Here is a 20523-nt window from a genome sequence, read left to right as displayed (position 1 = left end):
AGAGTGGGGCAGGAGCGCTAATTTCGTCCTGTGCATTAAGAATGCGACCGAATCGGGGTCAGGAACCGGAAAACAGTCGTTAAGAATCACGGTTCTTTACGTATGCTTAAGGAATGCCAACGCCGGCCTCCGACCTCGTCACCCTGGGTCATCGCATCCGTCACTTTCGGAGCGAGCGCGCCCTCACCCTGGACCAGCTCGGTGAGCAGGTAGGTCTGGCGGCCAGTCAGCTCTCCCTGATCGAGAACGGCCGGCGCGAGCCCAAGCTGTCCGTCCTGCAGCAGTTAGCGCAGGCCCTCGGGGTGCCGCTGGCCGATCTGCTCAGCGGTGAGGCGCCCAACACCCGGGCGGCCCTGGAGATCGAGCTGGCCCGGGCGCAGAAGAACCCGCTCTACGGTGCGCTCGGCCTGCCCCAGGTGAAGGTGACCAAGGGCATGCCGCTGCCGGCGATCGAGTCTCTCGTGGGCCTGCACCGCGAACTCGCCCGTCGGGCCAGTGAGGCCATCGCCACCCCGGAGGAGGCCCGCCGGGCCAACACCGAACTGCGCGAACGGATGCGTGAACGCGGCAACTACATGCCCGACATCGAAAAACTCGCCGAGGAGCGGGTGCGCGCCTCCGGGCACGTCTCCGGCGCGCTCACCCACCGCGAGGTCAGCGTGATGGCCGAGCAGCTGGGCTTCACCCTGATTTACGTGAACGACCTGCCGCACTCCACCCGGTCGGTGACCGACCTGGCCAACCACCGCATCTACCTGCCGCCGGCGTCGATCCCGGGCGGGCACGGGCTGCGGTCGATGGCGCTGCAGGCGATGGGGCACCGGCTGCTCGGTCACGAGCGCCCGGCCAGCTACGCCGAATTTCTCTGGCAGCGGTTGGAGATCAACTACTTCGCCGCCTGCTGCCTGATGCCGTTGGAGGCCACTCGCACGTTCCTGCAGAATGCCAAGCGGGAGCGGGTGCTCTCGGTGGAAGACCTGCGCGACGCGTTCGGAGTCACCCACGAGGCCGCGGCGCTGCGGCTGACCAACCTGGCCACCACCCACCTGGACATGACCGTGCACTTCCTGCGGGTCACCGGCGACGGCGCGCTGCAGAAGGGCTACGAGAACGACGGCCTGCCGTTGCCCGCGGACGTGACCGGGTCGATCGAGGGCCAGCTGGTCTGCAAGCAGTGGAGCGCCCGCAGCGCGTTCACGCACACCAACCGCACCACCGAGTTCTACCAGTACACCGACACCCCGGCGGGCACCTTCTGGTGCGCCACCCAGACCGGCAGCACCTCGGATGGCGAGTTCTCGATCAGCGTCGGCGCCCCGTTCGCGCAGGCCAAGTGGTTCCGCGGCCGGGAGACCACGCAGCGGGCGGTGTCCCGCTGCCCCGACGAGTCCTGTTGCCGACGCCCGTCGGGCGCGGTCGCCGCCCGCTGGGACGGCCAGGCCTGGCCGAGCGCCCGGCTGCACGCGCACGTGCTCTCGCCGCTGCCCAGCGGCACCTTCCCCGGCGTCGACGACACCGAGGTGTACAGGTTCCTCGAGGAGCACGCCGACCAATAGCGCCCGGCACGCCCCGGTGCCCCGTCGTCGTCGGGTTTGGCGAGAGTGTGCCGGGAAGCACCATGTGACGGCTAACGTGAGTAGACGAAGTCTGGGGGCGGCGATGGCGGCGACTACATCTGCGGCGCAGGGTGAACAGACACGGTCAGGTGGGCGGTTCGCCTCGTGGCCGATCTGGATCATGGCGCTCCTGCTGGCGACGTTCTTCGTCGCCATCCTGCTCCGACGTGACACCGAGTTCAGCCCGCTCGTCGACGGGTGGCTGGGGCTGCTCGCAATGGTGGTTCCCATCTTCGTCTGCGTGCGGGCCCTCCACCGCACCCGGTTCGGCCAGCTGGAGCTGGTGCTCGCTGCGGCAGCGGTGACCTCCTGGGCGGTCGGGAACATCTATTTTGTGCTCTCGGCAGGCTTCGGCGTGACGCTGCCGTACCCGTCGCTCGCCGACATCGGGTTCCTGGCCTTCTGCCCCCTGATGATGGCTGCGCTGGTGGTGTTGGTGCGCCGGAAAGCGCGGGACATGGCCTGGTCCGTTGCGCTGGACGGCGCCCTGGGCAGCGTCGCCGCGGCAGCCGTGCTGGCCGTGCTGCTGAATCCCATCCTGGGCCCCGTCGCAGACAGACCGGCCTCGCTGGCCACTGCGGTCGCGGTGTCGTATCCCCTGGCCGATCTGCTGCTCGTGGCCGTCTTCGTCGGGGTCGGGGCCTCCCAGGGGCGGAACGCGGGTCCCCGATGGATCCTGCTCGTGTTGGGCCTGATGACGTTTGCCGCCACCGACGTCACCTACGCCCTGCTGGAACTCACCGACCTGTACGTCGTGGGCACCCCACTCGACATGGGCTGGGCCATCGGCCTCGCCTTTATCGCGTGCTGGATCGACGTATCCGCCCGCGCCGACAGGACGCGACCCGTCCCGGCGTTGTCGATTCCCGCACAGGCCGTGCCGGCGTTGGCCACGGCCACCGGGCTGGGTGTCCTGATCCTGGCAAGCGAGGTGGAGGTCCCGCCGCTCGCGGTGGCGCTCGCCAGCCTGACCCTGGTGCTGGCCGCGGTTCCCCTGGTGTTCAGGCAGCGGATCCGGCTCGCGGACATGCACCGCCAAGCCATGACGGACGAGCTCACCGGCCTGCCCAACCGGCGCGCACTGTACGCCGAGGTGCCCGCTCGGCTGGCCGCCGATCGGCAACGCCGCAGTGCGCTCCTGCTGCTTGATCTCGACAAATTCAAGGAGGTCAACGACAGCCTCGGACACGACGTTGGCGACGGTCTGCTCAGGGTGGTGGCCGGGCGACTGTCGGCGCAGCTGCGCGAGGCCGATCTGCTGGCCCGACTGGGTGGGGACGAATTCGCCATCCACCTCGACGGATGCGATGTCGCCGCGGCCGAGAGCGTCGCCGTGAAGCTGCGCACGGCACTGGCCGAACCGTTCACCCTGGCCGGCATCACCCTGCAGGCCCACGCCAGCATCGGAATTGCCCTCCACCCCGAGCAGGGCCAGGACCTCACCCTGCTGCTGCGCAAGGCCGACATGGCCATGTACCGGGCGAAGTCCACGCGGGGCGGGCACCACGTCTACCGCGACGACGACGGCCAGGGCGACGAGCGGTTACGCACCCTGGCGGAGCTGCGCACGGCGCTGCTCGAAGACCAGCTGCTGCTCCACTACCAGCCCAAGGTCGATCTTGCTGTCGGCACCGTCCGGGGCGTTGAGGCCCTCGTGCGCTGGGATCACCCGGTGCGCGGGCTGCTCTACCCGGATGCCTTCCTCGCACTCGTCGAGGAGGCCGGGCTGATGCCGGCTATGACGCAGATCGTGTTCGAGAAGGCCCTGGATCAGACCGCTCGCTGGCAGGAGCAAGGGCGCACGCTGTCTGTGGCGGTCAATCTCTCGGCAAGCTCACTCGTCGACGTTGAACTGCCCGATCGGATCGCTGACATGGTCGCCGCGCGCGGGCTGGTTCCCTCAGTTCTGGTGCTCGAGATCACCGAAGACTTCCTGATGGGAGACCGGGAACGGGCACACACCATCCTCACCCGGCTGCGTGACCTCGGGGTGCGGATCGCCGTGGACGATTTCGGCACCGGCTACAGCTCCCTGGCGTATCTCCGTGATCTGCCCATCGACGAGCTGAAGCTGGACAAGTCCTTCGTGATGCCGATGGCCGACGATCCGCGCGCGGCCGCGCTCGTGGCCTCGACCATCGATCTGGCGCACAGCCTCGGCCTGCGGATGGTGGCCGAAGGTGTCGAGAGCAGCGTCGCCTACGCAGACCTCGCCGGCCACGGGTGCGACGTCGCGCAGGGCTTCTTCATTTCCCCGCCCGTGCCGGTAGCCGAACTGGATGCCTGGCTTGCCAGCCGCGAGGTGGCCGTTGTGACCGGCCTCACGGCCACGCCGTTCACCCCTCGCGGGGGCCGGTAGGTTATTGGCCATGATTCAGATCGCGCGTGAGACCCCGACCCGGACGGACGTGCTGCTGTTGCTGGACGAGCACCTGGCCGACATGCTCGCCACCTCACCGGCCGAGAGCGTGCACGCCATGGACCACTCGGCACTGTCGGCGCCGGAGGTCTCGTTCTGGACGGCCCGGGAGGACGGCGTCCTGCTCGGCTGCGGGGCCCTGAAACAGCTGACCCCCACCGAGGGTGAGATCAAGTCGATGCGCACCGCGCCGGCCGCGCGCGGACGGGGCATCGCCGCGGCCCTCCTCGGCGAGATCGTGAACGCGGCCCGGCACCGCCGATACGAGCGGCTCTACCTCGAGACCGGCAGCCAGGACTTTTTCGCGCCGGCCAGGCGGCTCTACGACCGGCACGGCTTCACCGAGTGCGTCCCGTTCGCGGACTACGTTCTCGACCCGCACAGCACCTTCATGCGTCTCGATCTCGCCGGCGGCTGAACGCCGACCGGTGCCCGGGCACGGGAGTAGGTTGACGCCGTGACCACACTGCAACGGAAGAACCGGCTCCGCGAACGCCTCGGAACCGGTGCGAACGCCTTCGCCGACCATCCATTTCGATGGGCCTTTGTCGCCACTCTCGGCGTGCTGGCGGCGCTGGTGATCGCCGCCGCCGTCGCCGGCATCGGGACCGTGGTCTTCTCGGTGTTTGCTGCCGCGTTCATCACCCTCGGCCTGGATCCGTTGGTGCGGTGGTTCGAACGTCGCGGCATGAAGCGCGGCGGTGCGATCCTCACCGTGAACCTGCTTTTTGTGCTGGTCATCGTCGGCCTGCTCTCGCTGGTCCTGCCGCTCGTCATCGGCCAGGCCGTCGCCTTCGTGAACGGGCTGCCGGCGATGCTGGCCGATTTGCGCGCCGAAGACTGGTTCCAGCAGGCGTCGTCGGGCAGCGGCGGACTGCTGACGAATATCTACTCCGGCGTGGTCGACTTCCTCACGAACCCGGCCACCTGGACGGGGATCGGCGGCGGTCTCCTGCAAGTCGGCGTCGCCGTGATCAGTGCGATCTCGACGGCAACGTTCATCTTCATCCTGACCATCTACTTCACAGCCACGCTGGACTCCTCCAAAGCGGCGATTTACACCCTGGTCTCCGCGTCGCACCGCGAACGGGTGGTGGGGCTGGCCGAGCGAATCATGCAGAACATCGGCCGGTACCTCAGCGGCATGGTGGTGCTGGCGTTCCTCAACGCCACCTTCAGCCTCATCCTGTTGACCCTGGTCGGCAACCCGTTCGCGCTGGTCATCTCGGTCTCCGCGTTTTTCATCACCCTGATCCCCCTGATCGGCACGGTGTTGACGACGGCGTTCATGACGATCCTCACGCTGTTCGTCTCGCCGACCGCGGCGCTTGTAGTGCTGATCGCCATGCTCATCTATATGCAGATCGAGGCGTACATTCTCACCCCGAGGGTCATGAGCAAGGCGGTCAATGTTCCCGGCTCCATCGTGCTCATCGCCGCCCTCGCCGGCGGCACGCTCGCCGGCCTGCCCGGGGCGCTCGTCGCCATCCCCGTCGCGGCCGGCATTCTGCTGATCCTCAAGGAAGTCGTCATCCCCGCCAAGGCGCTCAGCTGACTCACCCCCTGTTGGAGCCGTCGAGCCAGGCGGCCATGCGCCGGAGGCTGGCTTGGGCGCCCGGGTTCTCCGGCTCGTTCAGGTGGCCGTGCCGGGTTCCCGGCTCTTGGCAGACCGTGACATCGACGCCGGGGAACGCGTAGGGGTTGTCGAGCCCGGCGGGGTCGCCCACGTAGTTGAGGTTCATCGCCCGCACATCGTCGGGCTCGAACCGTGTGTCAGCGGGCAGCACCGCGATCTTCTGCGCGAGTTCGGTGCTGGGTTCCGGTAGGACGCTGTGCACGAGCGGGTAGGCCAGCAGCAGCGACGCCGGCTGTGCGCCGCCGGCGTCCCGCAGCCGCAGCGCCACCCCCGCGGCGAGGGCGCCTCCCGCACTCGCCCCGCCCAACGACAGCCGGTCGGCGTCGATGCCGTACGCGGTCGCCTGATCGGCGGCCCAGCAGAAGGCGGTGGCGACCTCCACGGACGCCACCGGGAAGAGCACCCCGTCGCGGGCCGGTTCGCTGTCGGTCAGGGCCGCCGACACCGGTGCCAGCCGATATCCGACGCTGATCACGGTGATGCCGCGCGCCGCGAGCTGTTGGGACACCCAATGCGCCTCGGGCATCTCCAGGTCGCCCCACGCGAAGCCACCCCCGTGCGCCCAGACCAGTGCCGGGCTCGGTTCCGACCCGGCGGCGGCGCGATAGACACGAATCGGGATCGCACCGTGCGGGCCGGTAATCGTCAGGGAATCCATGGCTCTGATCCTCCCAGTTGCTGCCGTACGGGCGGCAACCCGACACGCTCGCGACCCGCGGGGTCAGGACCGGGCGCGGCGGCCGAGCTTCGTTGCGGCGTAGAGCAGGCAGCCGACCGCGACGATGATGCCGCTGCGCAGCCAGACTTCACCGCTCTGCTGCGTGAGCAGAACGAGGCAGGAAAGCGCGCCCAGAATCGGCAGCACGCTCCAGGCCCGGAAGTGCTCGTGTTCGACCTTCTCCCGGCGGAGGACAAGAACGGCGATGTTCGTGCTGAGGAACACCAGCAGCAACAGCAACACCACGGTCTCTGCCAGCGTCGCGATACTCCCGGTGGCGGTGAGCACCATCGCGAGGGCCGTGGTGATCACGATCGCCACCCACGGTGTGCCCCGGCCCGGCAGCACCTTGGCGAACACCGACGGCAGTAGGCCCTGCGCACCCATCCCGTAGGCCAGTCGGCTGGACATGATCATGGTGAGCAGCGCACCATTCGCAACCGCCACCAACGCGATCAGGCTGAACAGCCAGGCCGGGATGCCCACGCCCGTTGCCTGGATGACGGTGAGCAGCGGACCGGTGGATTCCTTCAGGTCGGCGGCCGGCACGGCCACCGATGCCGCCGTGCCCACCAGCAGGTACAGGATGCCGGCCGTCGCCAACGCGCCGAACAATGCCTTCGGGTACACCCGGGACGGGTTCTTGACCTCTTCGATCACGTTGGCGCTGGTCTCAAACCCCACAAACGAGTAGTACGCCAGGAGCGCGGCACCGAAGACCGCAATCACCGGGTTCGCGGTGGATTCGAAGGTGACCGCCCGGCTGAGGTCTCCCCCGCCGCCGGAGAACATCACGGCGACCGCGACAACGACGAGCACCAGGCCGGTGGTCTCGATGACTGTCATCACCAGGTTCGCCCGCACCGATTCCTTGATGCCCCTGGCGTTGAGCAACCCGGCGGCGGCGAGGAAGAGCACCGCGCCGAGCACCGGCGGAATGTCGATGAATGTGCCGAGGTAGTCTCCCGCGAACGCGAGAGCGAGTCCGGCGGCGCTGACCACGCCGGCCGCGAGCATGCAGAAGCCGACGAGGAACGCGATCAGCGGCTTCTTGTAGGCCCGTTCCGCGAACACCGCGGAGCCTCCCGCCTGGGGGTACTTCGTGACGAGCTCGGCATAAGACGCCGCGGTGAGCAGGGCGAGGCCCAGGGCGACGAGCATCGGCACCCAGGTGACGCCGCCGACCTCGCCGGAGATCTGGCCCACCAGCGCGTAGATGCCCGCCCCCAGCACATCGCCCAGGATGAACAGGTACAACATCTTGCCGGAGATGTTGCGCTTGAGTGCCGGCTGGGTTGCGCCTTCACGCGGGTCGGTGCTGGCGTTTTGCAGTGTCATTCCGATACTTTAACCCGCGCCGCCCAGCCCGTGGCTACCGAAAAGACGGAACGAAATCGACCCGCTTTGCGGGCAACTGTTTCCGCACCGGAACAGTTGGCGGCGGCGCGGGTCCGTCAGCCGGCGGCATGCGCGGCGAGCTTGGCGGTGAAGTCGGAGAACAACAGCCGCAGGTCGAGCCGGGTGTACACCCGCATCGGCCGGGGACCCTGCCGCGGGATGAAGTCGTACGACCCGTCGGCGCGGATGCGCGGCACCGTGCGGGTGACGTACGCACTCGACGAGGGGTCCGCCGCGAACGAGGACTGCAGCGCAGTCAGCAGCACGAGCGGGCTGTCGCCCAGGATATACGTTTCGCCGAGCGGCGGGCCGTCGGCGCCGACTATCGCGGCAACCCCCGCGAGGGCGTCGTAGAGGTGCGCTCCGATGGCGCCGTGCGGTCGCACATCCGTGAGCAGTTCGGCCCAGGAGAACAGCGCCTGCCGGTACGCATCCCGGGGCACCTGCCAGATCGGCATGAACGAGTCGAAGATCACCCGGGCGGCGGAGATGTCGATGGCCAGGTTGTATTCCGGGCCGTGCGTTCCGGGCGGCGGCACGGCCAGGCCGTCGTGCTCTGGCCCGCCGATCCAGACCAGGGTGAGCCGGGTCGCGATGCGCGGCTCGAGCAGGTACGCGCTGGCGATCTCGGTGAGCCCGGCCCCGCAGGCCACGAACAGCGGCAGGTCGGTGTCGGTGCGCATGGCCTCGGCGATGATCGCATCCGTCGCCGCGGAGCGAACCGGCGAGAGCGGGTCGGTCATACCCAGGTTGGACCCGGCCAGCACGGGGATCGTGCCGGCGCGGCCGAGCAGCTCGAGCACGGTGTGGGCGGCCTCTGCGGCGTTGTCGGCGGTCTGCTCGGACGGGTCGAACGGGTCGCCGGGCCTGAGGTGCGACCCGATGATCGCGCGGATCTCCACGGAGGGCGACAGGACGTGGTGGGCCAGCTGCACCAGGCCGTCGGGATCGCCGGAGAAGTCGTTGTCGATGATGACTCGGGCGCGCGGTTGTACGACCCGGCGCAGCTCGGTCTCGAATGAGGTCAACGCCGGCACCTTCCCTGAGGGGGTTTTTCTGACGAGTGTAGTGGTCGCGGCGGTGCTGCTCGCGGCACGTGTTCGGGGTCGCGGCACGTGGTCGATCCCGCGGCACGTGTTGGGGGTCGCGGCAGGTGGGAGAACACCTGCCACCGGGAATACCACGTGCCACCGCACTCGCGTCGTGCCGCCGGGACAACGGCGTGCCACGAGAACCGGTGCGGCTACTGCGGCGCCATCCGGATGCCGCCGTCCAGGCGGATGGTCTCGCCGTTGAGCATCGGGTTCTCCACGATGTGGCGCACCAGGGCGGCGTACTCGGCGGGGTCGCCGAGCCGGGCCGGATGCGGTACCTGGGCGCCGAGCGACGCCCGGGCTTCGGCGGGCAGGCCCTGCAGCAACGGGGTGTCGAACAGTCCGGGCGCGATGGTCACGACCCGGATGAGCGAGCGCGCGAACTCCCGAGCCAACGGCAAGGTCATCGCCGCGACCCCGCCCTTCGATGCGGCATAGGCCGCCTGACCGATCTGGCCGTCGAACGCGGCGACGGATGCCGTATTCACGATGACGCCCCGCTCCGGGGTGCCGCCCGCCGCGGTTGCTCCCACAGCGTCCACCGGCTCGGTGGCCTGCATGGCCGCGGCAGCCAGGCGCACCACGTTGAAGGTGCCGAGGAGGTTCACCCGCAGCACCCGTTCGAAGTCGGCCAAGGCCATCGGGCCCTGCCGGCCGACGGTGCGCGCCGCGGGCGCGATGCCTGCACAGTTGACCACGATCCGCAGTGGGGCCACGGCGCCGGCGGCCTCGACCGCGGCCTGCACATCGGTCTCCACGGTGACATCCCCCGGCAGGAATATCGGCGACCGCGATGCAGAACCTGGCGCCGCAGTCAGCTCGGCCGCCCGCTCTGAGCCCGCCGAACTCGCGAGGTCGAACAGCACAACGTGCGCGCCGGCCTCGTGCAGGGCCCGCGCGGTGGCCAGTCCGAGGCCGGAGGCGGCGCCGGTGACGAGTGCGGAGCATCCGTTTATGCGCATCAGAGTCGTTCGATGATGGTGGCGTTGGCCATGCCGCCGCCCTCGCACATGGTCTGCAGGCCGTAGCGACCGCCGCCGGACTCGAGGGTGCCGAGCAGGGTGCCCAGCAGCCGGGTGCCCGAGGACCCCAAAGCGTGACCGAGGGCGATCGCGCCGCCGCTGGCGTTGAGCTTCTTGAGGTCGGCGCGCAGTTCGCGCTGCCAGACCAGCGGCACGCAGGCGAAGGCTTCGTTGACCTCGTAGGCGTCGAGGTCGTCGATGCCGAGGCCGGTGCGGGCCAGGATGCGCCGGGTGGCGGGGATCACGCCGGTGAGCATCAGCAGCGGGTCACTGCCGGTGACCGCGAAGCTGTGGAACCGGGCCCGGGGGGTGAGGCCCAGCGCGGCGGCGCGGCTGGCGCTCATGATCAGGGCGGCGGAGGCGCCGTCGGTGAGGGGCGAGGAGTTGCCGGCGGTGATCTGCCAGTCCACCTCGGGGAACCGGGCGGCGAGCTCGTCGGTGCGGAATGCCAGCGGCAGCTCGGCGAGGGTCTCGACGGTACTGCGGCGCCGGATGGTCTCGTCGCCGACGACCTGGCGGCCGTCGGGCAGGGTGACCGGCAGCAGCGTCGCATCGAAGTCACCACGCGCGGCGGCCTCGGCAGCGAGCCGGTGTGAGCGGGCGGCGTACGCATCGAGTTCGGTGCGGGTGAGACCCCATTTGGCGCTGATCAGCTCGGCGGAGACGCCCTGGCCGACCAGGCCCTGCGGGTAGCGGGCGTGCATCAGGCGGCCGTGCGGGTCCTGGCTGATGATCGCGGATGCGGGCGAGCCCCAGCCTTCGGAACGGCCGGCCGCGTCGGAGCCGCCGGCCGGGGTGGGTCCGCCCGCGGAACCCAGCGGGATGCGGCTCATCGATTCGACCCCGCAGGCAATGACGATGTCATAGCTGCCGGCGAGCACACCCTGCGCGGCGAAGGTGGCGGCCTGCTGGCTGGAGCCGCACTGCCGGTCGATGGTGGTGCCGGGCACCGATTCGGGAAACCCGGCGCTGAGCAGCGCGGTGCGGGTGATGTTGGTGCTCTGCTCACCCACCTGGGTGAGGCATCCGCCGATCACGTCGTCGACCAGGGCCGGGTCGAGGTTATTGCGGTTGACCAGGTCCTTCAGCACCCCGGCGAGCAGGTCGGCCGGGTGCACCCCGGAGAGCGCACCGCCGGGCTTACCCCGGCCGGACGGGGTGCGGACAACATCGACGATGACAGCATCATTGCTCATGGCTCCAGCCTATGGGTCCTGGTGAGATCCCGGCCGATGCACGGTGAGCACGTGCGCAGACGCGCCCTGCGGACGATGGCTCCGGGTCGCATCCAGCAGCAGCGCCGACCCGGGCGCGGCCTCGGCCCCGTTCACCCGCACGGTGCCGCGCAACGCGAGCAGCAGCTGTGCCCCGGCAGGCAGTTCGGCCTGGGGCGTTAGCGTGCGGATGCTGAACTCCGGCGGTTCGGCGGCGCCGGCGAAGGTCAGGACGACGAGGGAACTCGCCCCTGGCGGCCTGAGTTTGGGCCGTTCGAAACACACCGTGGCGGAGCGCACCGGCATGACGTGCGCGCGGCGCAGGACCCGGTTCGATTCGCTATTGCGCACCGCAACCTGCGGGCCGGCGAGGCCGACCACATAGTGGTGGGTGCCAACGGGTCCGACCAGCAGGCCGGTGGAGTCTTTAATCTCGACCACGCGGAGCTGCCAGCGCAGCGTCAGGTCGTGGTCAACATCGGCCCAGATCTCGCGGGCGCTGCCCCTCCCCTGGTCCAGGGGCTGGCGGGGCAGGTCGGCGAACCGGATGACGCGGGGCGGAGACTGGTCCGCCTCCACGCCGTCATCCTCTTCTGCCGGGATGCTCATCGGTCGTCGCGGTCGGGCCGGGGCGGCCCGCCGGGTGCCGACACAAAGATGTGCTGGATGGTTCGCATTTCAACCATCCAGCACATCTCGGTGTTACGAAGGACCGGCTACTCAGGCCTTGCTGTCGACGAGGACGTAGCCCTCTTCACCGTGCATCACGGAGTCGATGCCGGCGATCTCGTCTTCGTTCTTCACGCGGAAGCCGATCGTCTTCTCGATCGCGAAGGCGATGCCGAAGGCGAGGACGAACGAGTAGGCGAGAACGGAGAAGGCCGCGATGGCCTGGACGAGCAGCTGGGTGCCGTCGCCGCCCAGGAACAGGCCGGTGCCGTTGGCGAAGAAGCCGAGGTAGAGCGTGCCGATCAGGCCGCCGACGAGGTGGATGCCCACGACGTCGAGCGAGTCATCGAAGCCCAGCTTGAACTTGAGGTCCACAGCGATGGCGCAAACCGCACCGGCGAGGACACCGAGCACAATGGCCCAGATCGGCTGCAGCGAGGCACAGGCCGGGGTGATTGCGACGAGTCCGGCGACGGCGCCGGATGCGGCACCGACCGACGTGGGCTTGCCGTCGCGGATCTTTTCGACCACGAGCCAGGCGAGCAGGGCGGCAGAGGGTGCAGCGATGGTGTTGACGAACGCGAGGGCCGCGGTTCCGTCGGCGGCCAGCTCGGAACCGGCGTTGAAACCGAACCACCCGAACCAGAGCAGACCGGCGCCGAGGAGCACGAAGGGCGGGTTGTGCGGAACGTGCACGCCCTTCTGGAAGCCGACCCGCTTGCCGAGCACCAGGGCGAGGGCGAGGGCTGCGGCACCGGCGTTGATGTGCACCGCGGTACCACCGGCGAAGTCGATCGCGCCGAGGCCGAAGACCGACTGCAGGCCGTGGGTGATCCAGCCGCCGTAGGAGAAGCTGCCGTCCTCGGCCAGGCCGAAGTTGAAGACCCAGCTGGCGACCGGGAAGTAGACGACCGTCGCCCAGATCGCGGCGAAGATCATCCAGGAGCCGAACTTGGCGCGGTCGGCGATGGCGCCGGAGATCAGCGCGACCGTGATGATGGCGAAGGTGGCCTGGAACGCGACGAAGGCCAGCGGCGGGTACATCGCGCCCTCAGGGTTTTCCAGCGCGGCGGTCAGGCCGATGTTGGACCAGTCGATCGCCCACGGCGCGACGGTGCCTTCGGATGCCGGGAACGCGATCGCGTAGCCGTAGATGACCCAGAGCACGCCGATCAGCCCGAGGGCGCCGAAGCTCATCATCATCATGCTGATGACGCTCTTGGCCTTGACCAGCCCCCCGTAGAAGAACGCGAGTCCTGGGGTCATGAGCAGGACGAACGCTGCGGAAATCAGCAAGAAAGCTGTATTGCCTTGATCCATTGGAAAAACCTCTCTGCACGGACGCAGCGGCTCGCGTCGGGTAAGACATACCCTGACAGGGCTGTGTTACACCCTCGGCAAAGCTCTGTTTCGAACACGTTGCAGAGAGCGCCCCTGTGTAAACAACAGATGACGTGAGGCTCAGAAGTCGGCGAGAGTCAGCTGGAAAGTGCCCACATCGCGACGGCGCTGGCCGCCGCCACGTTAAGGGAGTCGATGCCGTGTTTCATCGGGATCTGCACCACGGCGTCCGCCGCGGCGAGCGCCTCGTCGGTGAGCCCCTCCCCCTCCGCGCCGAGCAGCAACGCCAGCCGGGCGTGCTGGTCGCCGTGGAAGTCGCGCAGGCTCACCGCATCCGGGGTGAGCGCCAGGGCGGCGACGTGGAAGCCGTGCTCGGTGAGCAGCCGCCGGGTGCTGGGCCAGTCACCCACCCGGGTCCACGGCACCTGCAGCACGGTGCCCATCGACACCCGGATGGCCCGACGGTAGAACGGGTCGGAGCAGCGCGGGGTGACCAGGATCGCGTCGGCGCCGATCGCGCCGGCGGAGCGGAAGATGGCGCCGACGTTGGTGGGGTCGGTGACGTTCTCCAGAATCAGGATGCGCCGGGCATCCGACAGCAGCGCCGCCGGGTCCGGCAGCGCGGGCCGGTGCATCGCGGCGATCAGGCCACGGTGCAGCACGTAACCGGTGAGCTCCGTGAGCAGCTCCCCCGCGCCCACGAACACCGGCACGTCGTCGCCGACGAGAGCCCGGGCCTCGTCGAGGGTGTTCGCCAGGGTGAGCACCGACCGCGGCCGGTGCCCCGCCCGCAGCGCCCGCTCGAGCACCAGCGCGGACTCGGCGATGTACAGGCCGTGCTCGGTGCCGCGCGCCTTCTTGAGCGCCACATCCGTGGACTGGGTGTAGTCGGCCAACCGTGGGTCGCTCAGCTCATGAATCTCGATTATCGGCACCCCAAAAGCCTACCGACGCCCACCCCGCCCAAAACCGTGCGCGAAAGCGGTCACCTGGTTGCGTCAGCCCGCTGAGGTGACCGTGTGACCGCTTTCGCGAGATCTTGTCTAGTCGTAGTCGGCGAAGGGGTCGGGGGTGAGAGTGTATTTGGTGGAGAGGTACTCGTGGATGCCCTCTGAACCGCCCTCCCGGCCGAGGCCGGACTGCTTGACCCCGCCGAACGGGGCGGCCGCGTTGGAGACCACGCCCATGTTCAGCCCCATCATGCCTGTCTGCAACCGTTCGATCATGCGCTGCCCGCGGGCGAGATCCTGGGTGTACACGTAGCTGACCAGCCCGAATTCGGTGTCGTTGGCGATGCGCACGGCATCGTCTTCGTCGTCGAAGGGCACGATCGAGAGCACCGGCCCGAAGATCTCTTCGCGCAGGATGGCGCTGCCCGGCTTCACCCCGCTGATCACGGTGGGCTCATAGAAGGTGCCGGCCCGGTCCAGGGCGCGACCGCCGGTGAGTAGGGTCGCGCCGCGGCCGAGGGCGTCCTGCACGAGGGTGTCGGCCTTGGCCACGGCATCCGCGTTGATCAGCGGGCCGATCTTGACGCCGGTCTCGGTGCCGCGGCCCACGGTGAAGTCGGTGACGGCCTCGGTGACCCGGCGGGCGAACTCGTCGGCGACGGATGCCTGCACGATGAACCGGTTGGCGGCGGTGCAGGCCTGGCCCACGTTGCGGAACTTCGCGGCCAGGGCGCCCTTGACGGCGCGGTCCATGTCGGCGTCCTCGAAGACCAGGAACGGGGCATTGCCGCCGAGCTCCATCGAGGTGCGCAGCACGTTCTTCGCGGACTGCTGGATGAGCTTCTGGCCGACGCCGGTGGAGCCGGTGAAGCTGAGCTTCCGCAATCTGGGGTCGGCGATGATGGGCGCGGACACGGCCGCCGACGTAGAGGTGGTGAGCACGTTCACCACGCCGGCGGGCAGGCCCACCTCCTCGAACAGCTTGACCAGGTACAGCGTGGTGAGCGGGGTGAGCTCGGCGGGCTTGATCACGACGGTGCAGCCGGCCGCGAGCGCTGGCGCGATCTTGCGGGTCGCCATCGCCAGCGGGAAGTTCCACGGGGTGATCAGGAAACTCGGTCCGACCGGGTGCTGCGACACGATCATGCGCCCGGTGCCCTCGGGGTTGGTGCCGTAGCGGCCGGTGATGCGCACGGCCTCCTCGCTGAACCAGCGCAGGAACTCGCCGCCGTAGCCGACCTCTCCGTAGGCCTCGGCGAGGGGCTTGCCCATCTCCAAGGTCATCAGCAGCGCGAACTCGTGCTTGCGTTCCTGCAGCAGTTCGAAGCTGCGGCGCAGCACCTCGCCGCGCACCCGCGGCGGGGTGGCGGCCCAGGCCTCCTGGGCTTCGACGGCGGCGTCGAGGGCGGCCAGACCGTCGGCGACGCCGGCGTCGGCGATGGTCTTGATCACCTTGCCCGTGGACGGATCGTGCACGGAAAGGGTGTTCCCGTCGGCGGCGGGCACCCACTGCCCGTTGATGAACAGCTCGTTGGGGACGTGCTGGAGTAGTTCTGCTTCGGTTACGTGCGCCACAAATGCCTCCTGTGAAGTCGTCGACCTCAATCTACTCGGGTGCCCCGGCCGGACCCCGAATCGACGGCGATTGTCAGGCGTGCCGACCGCTGTCGTCGGCGTACCGGGTCAGGAGCCGCGCGAGCTCGAGACGATCGGCGTCGGTCCAGGCCGAGGTGATCTGTTCGAAGGTCTCGCGTTGCAGGCGGCTGAAACGATCGCGGAGCTCGACACCTGCCGGCGCCAGTCTCAGCACGGTCCGGCGCCCGTCGGCAGCGGATGCGGCGCGCTGGAGGTAGCCGGAATCAATGCAGTCGGTGACCATGCGGCTCGCGACCGACGGATCCACGTTCAGCTGGTCGGCGACGGCACCGACAGTCATCTCCCCGTCTGCTTCGTCGACCACGTTGATGATGAGGTTGCGGGTGAGGTCACGCTTGGTCATACCGTGGTCGGTCAGCGCTTGATTCGTGCGGCGGCGCAGGCGCGAGAACGCGGCACCGACGTCATCGAGGAGAGCGTCTGGGGTTTTGTTCGGATCCACACCCCGAGTCTAGTCTTACATGCGTGTTTGCATATCCATGCTGATATGCACATACTTGTGAGTGCGCATCCATTTGAGCTGCCGCAGAACATCAAAGGAGACCTCGTGTCCGTCACCGCCATCATCCATGCACGTGTTTTCGACGGTGAGAACACCACCGAGAATCAGACCGTCATCATCGACGGGTCCACAATCGTCGGCGTCGGCGGGCCCGTCCCGGCCGGGGCACAGATCGTCGATGCGACGGGCGCGACCCTGCTCCCCGGCCTGATCGACGCTCACGTGCACACCTCGCCGGACTCGCTCAGGCTCGCTCTGGCCTTCGGCGTGACCACCGAGCTTGAGATGCAGGGCACGTCGACCAGGTTCAATCGCGCGCACATCTCCGCCGACGACACGCTGGCGGATGTGCGCTCGGCCGGCTTCGGGATCACTCCCCCCGGTGGCCACCCCAGCGAGCTCTTCCCCAAGGGCGACCGCCCCACCGACGACGACGACCCGGAGCCGGCCGACGGAGCCCCGGCCTTCGTGATGCCGTTCTCCACGACGCCGGCCGAGGCCGTCGCGTTCATCCCCCAGCTGCTGGCCGGCGGGTCGGACTACATCAAGTTCATGGTCGACGACGGCAGCGTCGAGGGCCACCCCGGATTGCCCATGCTGGATCAGGCCACCCTCGACGCCGGTGTCGCGGAAGCACATCGCCTGGGCGCGCTCACCGTTGCGCATGCGCTCACCGTCGACGCCACCCGGATGGCCATCGACGCCGGCATTGACGGGCTGGCGCACCTGTTCATGGACCGCCCGCATACCCCGGAGATCATCGATGCCATCGCCGAATCGGGTGCTTTCGTGGTCGCCTGTGTGGTCCTGAACGCATCCATGATGGGCATCAACGGGGCAGAATTCGCTGCGGACCCCCGGGTGCACTCGAAACTGAGCCCCGAATGGCTCACCACCATCCAGGCCAGCTTCGACCGCTACCCGCAGGGCCGGCTCGGTGACGTGCTCGCGTCGGTGAAGGCCCTGCACGAGGCCGGTGTCGACCTGATCGTGGGAACCGACGCATCCGTTGCCGTGCCGTTCCTGGGCGGACTCGCCCACGGAGCCAGCGTGCACCACGAACTCCAGCTCCTCGTGCAGGCCGGGCTGACCCCCGCCCAAGCCCTCACCGCGGCGACATCGACCCCCGCCCGACGCTTCGGGCTCAGCGACCGCGGCCGGATTGCCGAGGGTCTGCGGGCCGACCTGTTGCTCGTCGACGGGGACCCGACGACGAACATCGCCGACACGCTCTCCATCCGTTCGGTGTGGCGGAACGGAACAGCCGCCGTCTGATCACGACGGCGGGTGCGTCACTCCAGGGGCTCGGCGACGACGCGACGGTCGGCAGGCAGGATGCCCAGGCACAGCAGGAGGGCGATCAGCTGCAACGTACCCGACACGAAATAGAGCGTGTGCAGGAATGAATACACCGGCAGCAGTGCGACCTCCACGTAGATCCAGATGATCATGCCGAAGCCGGCGACCCCGGCCGCGCCGGTGTACCAGGGCTGCCGCCCGTGCTGCCCCAGCACGGCGAGCGCCTGCGTGCCGCCGATGACCACCAGCAGGATGAACCCGGGGATCACGTAGGAGTCGAACGGGGTGCCGACGAGCCAGCTCATCGGCATCCCCATCCCGTTGCCCACGATCAGGCCGAGCCCGCCGCCCAGCGCCGACAACAGGTTGAACCAGCCCACGACCAGCAGCGCCAGCCACCACAGGCGACGTGGTCGGGACAGGTCGGTGCCGGGCACGGCGGGTCGAACGGATGCGGGAAGGGACGCCATATCGCCATCCTGATCCCCCGGCGTGCGGGTCACAATCCCCCGCCCGGGTGGCGCGACATCAGTCGCGGTGCGGGCTACAGGCCGGTCAGGGTGCCGCGCACTATCGAATCGCCCGAATGGGCCGGGTTGCCGTCGGCGGGTTCGGCCGAGACGTCCACCACCGGGAACTCGGCCAGGTCGAGGTCCGCCGGGAGGCTGAACCGGCCGGTCGCGCCGTCGAGCAGCCCCACACTGACCAGCCCGGTGGCGTCGGCGGTGAGCAGCCACACCTCGCGCAGCCCCTCGTTGCCGGCGTCGTCGGCCAGGTCCACCACGACCTCGCGGCGCCCGTCAGCGGACTCCTCCACCGAGGCACTACCGCTGGCCGTCCAGCCGGGCAGCGCGTCCAGTTGTGCCTGGGCGAGTACGGTCTCCGCGGCCGGTTCGCGGGTCGACTGCCACCAGACCCCGCCCACGATGCCGCCGACGATGCCGACCGCGCAGGCCGCCGCGGCCACGGGCAGCCAGACGCGACGGCGCCGGTGCTGGTCCAGCTGAACAACGGGCGCCGGCTCTCCTGCCGGTTCGGCGCCTGGGCGCTCGGTCCCGCTCGCGGCGCCCGCGGCAGGTCCGACACCAGGGGTCGTGTGCTTTGTCAGGTCGCCGCCGGCCAGGTCGTCGCCGGCCAGACCGGTCGCCGCGAGGTCGACCTCCGCCAGCCGCGGCGGCGCAGCCACCGCGTCGGAGAAGCCGAGGGCCGAGTGGATGCGGCCCCAGACGGCATCCGCGGGTTCGACCAGCTCGACGCTGCCGGCGCTGCGGCCGATCAACACGGTGCGGCGCAGCGCATCCAGCTCGCCGACGCAGCCCGGGCAGGCGGCCAGGTGCTCGCGTTCGGCGGGAGTGAGGTCGAGCTCGGCGAGCGCGACGAGGGCGAGCGTGTCGCGGTCAAGATGCGTCATCGTTCGCCTCCAATCGAGTGCGCAAGCGGGTAAGGCTGCGGCGGATATGACTTTTCACGGTGCCGAGCGGCAATCCGAGGCTATCGGCGATCTGCACGTGGGTGAGGTCCTCGTAGAACGCGAGTCGCATCACGCGTTGCGGCACCGGTTCGAGGCGGTTGAGCTCCTCGCCGATCAGCAGCCGCTCGGCCACGTCGGCGGACTCATCCACCGTGTACAGGTCGGCCTCGTCAACAAGGGACTGTTCGAGGCGCCGCCGCCGGGCGCGGGCGTCGTGCGCGTCGGCGATGGCATGCCGGGCGATGCCTACGATCCAGGCGGGCAACGCCGCCCGGCCTTCGTCGAACCCGTGCCGGCCGCGCCACGCGGCGATGAACACCTTCTGCGTCACGTCTTCGGCCTCACCGGTGTCGCCGAGCGAGCGCACCGCCAGGGTGTACACCAGCGACGACCAGCGCGCGTAGGCCTCGGCGAGGGCGTGTTCGTCGCCCGCGCGAAACCCCGCGATCAGGTGGGCCTGGTCACGATCATCGTCGGTGCTGTTCGCAAAGGGGGTGCTCACGTCAACGTGCTGCCTCCGGGATCGGTACCGTGTGGTGCGGGTGTCCATCTCAGCACTCACGACCCGATCGAACCGGCCCGCGAGTGCGACCAGCATAACCACCCCCGGCCTCTGTACGCACACCCCGTTCGGGCGGCAGGGTCCGACTCACGTTCATGGCGCCGGCACCGCCGTCACGATCACGTTGGACAGGTACCGTCGGGCGTCGTAGTCGAACTCGCCGCCGCAGGTCACCAGGGTGAGCCGCGGCTGACCGGACCTGTCGAACACGCTCGCCCACGGTACCGCCGGCTTTTCCACGCTGTCGACGGATGCCACCGTGTACCGGTGCGCGCCGCCGTCGGCGGTCTCCAGCACGATCTCGGTGCCCGCCGGGGCGTCGGCCAGCAGGGCGAACGGGCCGATGTCGTAGACGAGGGAATCCACGTGAGCGGCGACGACGGTGGCGCCGGCCGGGCTGGCGGGGCCGGCGCCGTACCGGTACCAGGCGGCGACGGCGGGGTTCGCCGGCAGGGCCATGGCCGCGTCCTCGGCCAGGCCAACGGCCTCGATCGGCATGTCGATGCCCAACGCGGGCACCCGCACCCGTACCGGGGCGCTGACCGGGCCGGCCAACCCGGCAAGGTCCGCGGACCGGCGCGGCACATCCGGTACCGCCGGCGGCGGAATCGGAGCCGGCGACGGCACCCGGGCCGGAGCCGAGACTGACGGTTCCGGCCCGGCGCGGCCGGCCCAGGGCAGTCCTCCCGGGAGCCCGGCGGAGGCGGGACCGCCCAGACCGGTGAACCCACCGGTCGCCGGGCGTCCCGCACCGCCGACCCCATCGACATCGCCCGTTACGGCGAATCCACCGGCGGCAGGATCAGTGCCGCCGGTCCCGGAGGCCGGGGCCGCGCATCCGCTGAGCAGGCCCACCATCAGCCCACCCGCCAGGACCGGACCGACCACGGCGCGGGTCACAGTGGGCCACCCGAACAGGCTCACCACCATGACCCGCACCTTCCTTGTCAACGGCC

General features: G+C 69.3%; 19 protein-coding genes. 5 read left to right on the top strand and 14 right to left on the bottom strand.

Annotation, left to right across the window (positions count from 1 at the left end):
• Positions 1–113 precede the first annotated feature (113 nt).
• The 4 genes from C3B61_RS01700 to C3B61_RS01685 all read left to right on the top strand — a co-directional run bounded on the left by C3B61_RS01700 (position 114) and on the right by C3B61_RS01685 (position 5590).
• On the top strand, positions 114–1556 hold the full coding sequence (locus tag C3B61_RS01700) for a helix-turn-helix domain-containing protein (protein WP_103459312.1): 1443 nt from the start codon (positions 114–116) through the stop codon (positions 1554–1556).
• 181 nt (positions 1557–1737) lie between these two features.
• Positions 1738–3975, top strand: a complete 2238-nt coding sequence (locus C3B61_RS01695) for a putative bifunctional diguanylate cyclase/phosphodiesterase (RefSeq protein WP_165791109.1) — start codon at positions 1738–1740, stop codon at positions 3973–3975.
• Between the two features lie 10 nt (positions 3976–3985).
• A complete protein-coding gene (locus C3B61_RS01690; protein ID WP_103459310.1) occupies positions 3986–4453 on the top strand; it encodes a GNAT family N-acetyltransferase in 468 nt (155 codons plus the stop codon).
• 39 nt (positions 4454–4492) lie between these two features.
• Positions 4493–5590: an AI-2E family transporter gene (locus C3B61_RS01685; RefSeq protein WP_103459309.1), complete on the top strand. Its 1098-nt coding sequence runs from the start codon at positions 4493–4495 to the stop codon at positions 5588–5590.
• Between the two features lies 1 nt (position 5591).
• On the opposite strand, the gene C3B61_RS01680 is transcribed toward C3B61_RS01685, so the two are convergent.
• The 10 genes from C3B61_RS01680 to C3B61_RS01635 form a co-directional block, all read right to left on the bottom strand.
• Positions 5592–6329 (bottom strand): alpha/beta hydrolase, encoded by a 738-nt coding sequence (locus C3B61_RS01680; protein WP_103459308.1) that lies wholly within the window; start codon positions 6327–6329, stop codon positions 5592–5594.
• A gap of 63 nt (positions 6330–6392) precedes the next feature.
• Positions 6393–7727, bottom strand: coding sequence for an APC family permease (locus tag C3B61_RS01675; protein WP_103459307.1), 1335 nt, complete (start codon positions 7725–7727; stop codon positions 6393–6395).
• Between the two features lie 116 nt (positions 7728–7843).
• Positions 7844–8815: a nucleoside hydrolase gene (locus C3B61_RS01670; RefSeq protein ID WP_208858755.1), complete on the bottom strand. Its 972-nt coding sequence runs from the start codon at positions 8813–8815 to the stop codon at positions 7844–7846.
• Positions 8816–9030: 215 nt separating this feature from the next.
• Positions 9031–9843 (bottom strand): SDR family NAD(P)-dependent oxidoreductase, encoded by an 813-nt coding sequence (locus C3B61_RS01665; RefSeq protein WP_103459305.1) that lies wholly within the window; start codon positions 9841–9843, stop codon positions 9031–9033.
• Positions 9843–11099 (bottom strand): thiolase family protein, encoded by a 1257-nt coding sequence (locus tag C3B61_RS01660; protein WP_103459304.1) that lies wholly within the window; start codon positions 11097–11099, stop codon positions 9843–9845. Before C3B61_RS01660 ends, C3B61_RS01665 begins: the two co-directional genes overlap by 1 nt.
• Positions 11100–11108: 9 nt before the next feature.
• Entirely contained in the window at positions 11109–11726 is a 618-nt protein-coding gene (locus tag C3B61_RS01655) for a hypothetical protein (RefSeq protein WP_133159722.1), read from the bottom strand.
• 111 nt (positions 11727–11837) lie between these two features.
• A complete protein-coding gene (locus C3B61_RS01650; protein ID WP_103459302.1) occupies positions 11838–13106 on the bottom strand; it encodes an ammonium transporter in 1269 nt (422 codons plus the stop codon).
• Positions 13107–13264: 158 nt separating this feature from the next.
• Positions 13265–14062, bottom strand: coding sequence for a TrmH family RNA methyltransferase (locus C3B61_RS01645; RefSeq protein WP_103459301.1), 798 nt, complete (start codon positions 14060–14062; stop codon positions 13265–13267).
• A 108-nt stretch (positions 14063–14170) separates the two neighbouring features.
• A complete protein-coding gene (locus C3B61_RS01640; protein WP_103459300.1) occupies positions 14171–15652 on the bottom strand; it encodes an NAD-dependent succinate-semialdehyde dehydrogenase in 1482 nt (493 codons plus the stop codon).
• 73 nt (positions 15653–15725) lie between these two features.
• Entirely contained in the window at positions 15726–16175 is a 450-nt protein-coding gene (locus tag C3B61_RS01635) for a MarR family winged helix-turn-helix transcriptional regulator (protein ID WP_208858754.1), read from the bottom strand.
• A 105-nt stretch (positions 16176–16280) separates the two neighbouring features.
• Between C3B61_RS01635 and C3B61_RS01630 the strand changes: the two genes are divergently transcribed.
• Positions 16281–17510 carry a metal-dependent hydrolase family protein gene (locus C3B61_RS01630; protein ID WP_103459299.1) on the top strand — a complete coding sequence of 410 codons (1230 nt, stop codon included), beginning with the start codon at positions 16281–16283 and terminating at the stop codon, positions 17508–17510.
• 17 nt (positions 17511–17527) lie between these two features.
• Here the strand turns inward: C3B61_RS01630 and C3B61_RS01625 are convergent, their stop codons facing one another.
• From C3B61_RS01625 to C3B61_RS01610, 4 genes are all read right to left on the bottom strand, one after another.
• Positions 17528–18004 carry a hypothetical protein gene (locus C3B61_RS01625; protein WP_103459298.1) on the bottom strand — a complete coding sequence of 159 codons (477 nt, stop codon included), beginning with the start codon at positions 18002–18004 and terminating at the stop codon, positions 17528–17530.
• Positions 18005–18078: 74 nt separating this feature from the next.
• Positions 18079–18945: an anti-sigma factor domain-containing protein gene (locus tag C3B61_RS01620; RefSeq protein ID WP_103459297.1), complete on the bottom strand. Its 867-nt coding sequence runs from the start codon at positions 18943–18945 to the stop codon at positions 18079–18081.
• A complete protein-coding gene (locus C3B61_RS01615) occupies positions 18932–19507 on the bottom strand; it encodes an RNA polymerase sigma factor (RefSeq protein WP_244285805.1) in 576 nt (191 codons plus the stop codon). Before C3B61_RS01615 ends, C3B61_RS01620 begins: the two co-directional genes overlap by 14 nt.
• 153 nt (positions 19508–19660) lie before the next feature.
• Positions 19661–20497, bottom strand: a complete 837-nt coding sequence (locus tag C3B61_RS01610) for a class F sortase (RefSeq protein ID WP_103459296.1) — start codon at positions 20495–20497, stop codon at positions 19661–19663.
• Between the last annotated feature and the right edge of the window lie 26 nt (positions 20498–20523).

Origin of the sequence: Cryobacterium zongtaii (assembly GCF_002909375.1) — a bacterium.
In the GTDB taxonomy this organism is placed as follows: Bacteria; Actinomycetota; Actinomycetes; order Actinomycetales; family Microbacteriaceae; genus Cryobacterium; species Cryobacterium zongtaii.
The sequence above is the reverse complement of the archived record's forward strand: the minus strand, read 5'-3'. Positions and strand labels throughout refer to the sequence as shown.

Coding starts and splice junctions, on each gene's coding strand:
- C3B61_RS01700 (WP_103459312.1), top strand. CDS start 114: ATGCCAACGCCGGCCTCCGACCTCGTCACCCTGGGTCATCGCATCCGT.
- C3B61_RS01695 (WP_165791109.1), top strand. CDS start 1,738: ATGGCGCTCCTGCTGGCGACGTTCTTCGTCGCCATCCTGCTCCGACGT.
- C3B61_RS01690 (WP_103459310.1), top strand. CDS start 3,986: ATGATTCAGATCGCGCGTGAGACCCCGACCCGGACGGACGTGCTGCTG.
- C3B61_RS01680 (WP_103459308.1), bottom strand. CDS start 6,329: ATGGATTCCCTGACGATTACCGGCCCGCACGGTGCGATCCCGATTCGT.
- C3B61_RS01675 (WP_103459307.1), bottom strand. CDS start 7,727: ATGACACTGCAAAACGCCAGCACCGACCCGCGTGAAGGCGCAACCCAG.
- C3B61_RS01665 (WP_103459305.1), bottom strand. CDS start 9,843: ATGCGCATAAACGGATGCTCCGCACTCGTCACCGGCGCCGCCTCCGGC.
- C3B61_RS01660 (WP_103459304.1), bottom strand. CDS start 11,099: ATGAGCAATGATGCTGTCATCGTCGATGTTGTCCGCACCCCGTCCGGC.
- C3B61_RS01655 (WP_133159722.1), bottom strand. CDS start 11,726: ATGAGCATCCCGGCAGAAGAGGATGACGGCGTGGAGGCGGACCAGTCT.
- C3B61_RS01650 (WP_103459302.1), bottom strand. CDS start 13,106: ATGGATCAAGGCAATACAGCTTTCTTGCTGATTTCCGCAGCGTTCGTC.
- C3B61_RS01625 (WP_103459298.1), bottom strand. CDS start 18,004: ATGGCGTCCCTTCCCGCATCCGTTCGACCCGCCGTGCCCGGCACCGAC.
- C3B61_RS01620 (WP_103459297.1), bottom strand. CDS start 18,945: ATGACGCATCTTGACCGCGACACGCTCGCCCTCGTCGCGCTCGCCGAG.
- C3B61_RS01610 (WP_103459296.1), bottom strand. CDS start 20,497: ATGGTGGTGAGCCTGTTCGGGTGGCCCACTGTGACCCGCGCCGTGGTC.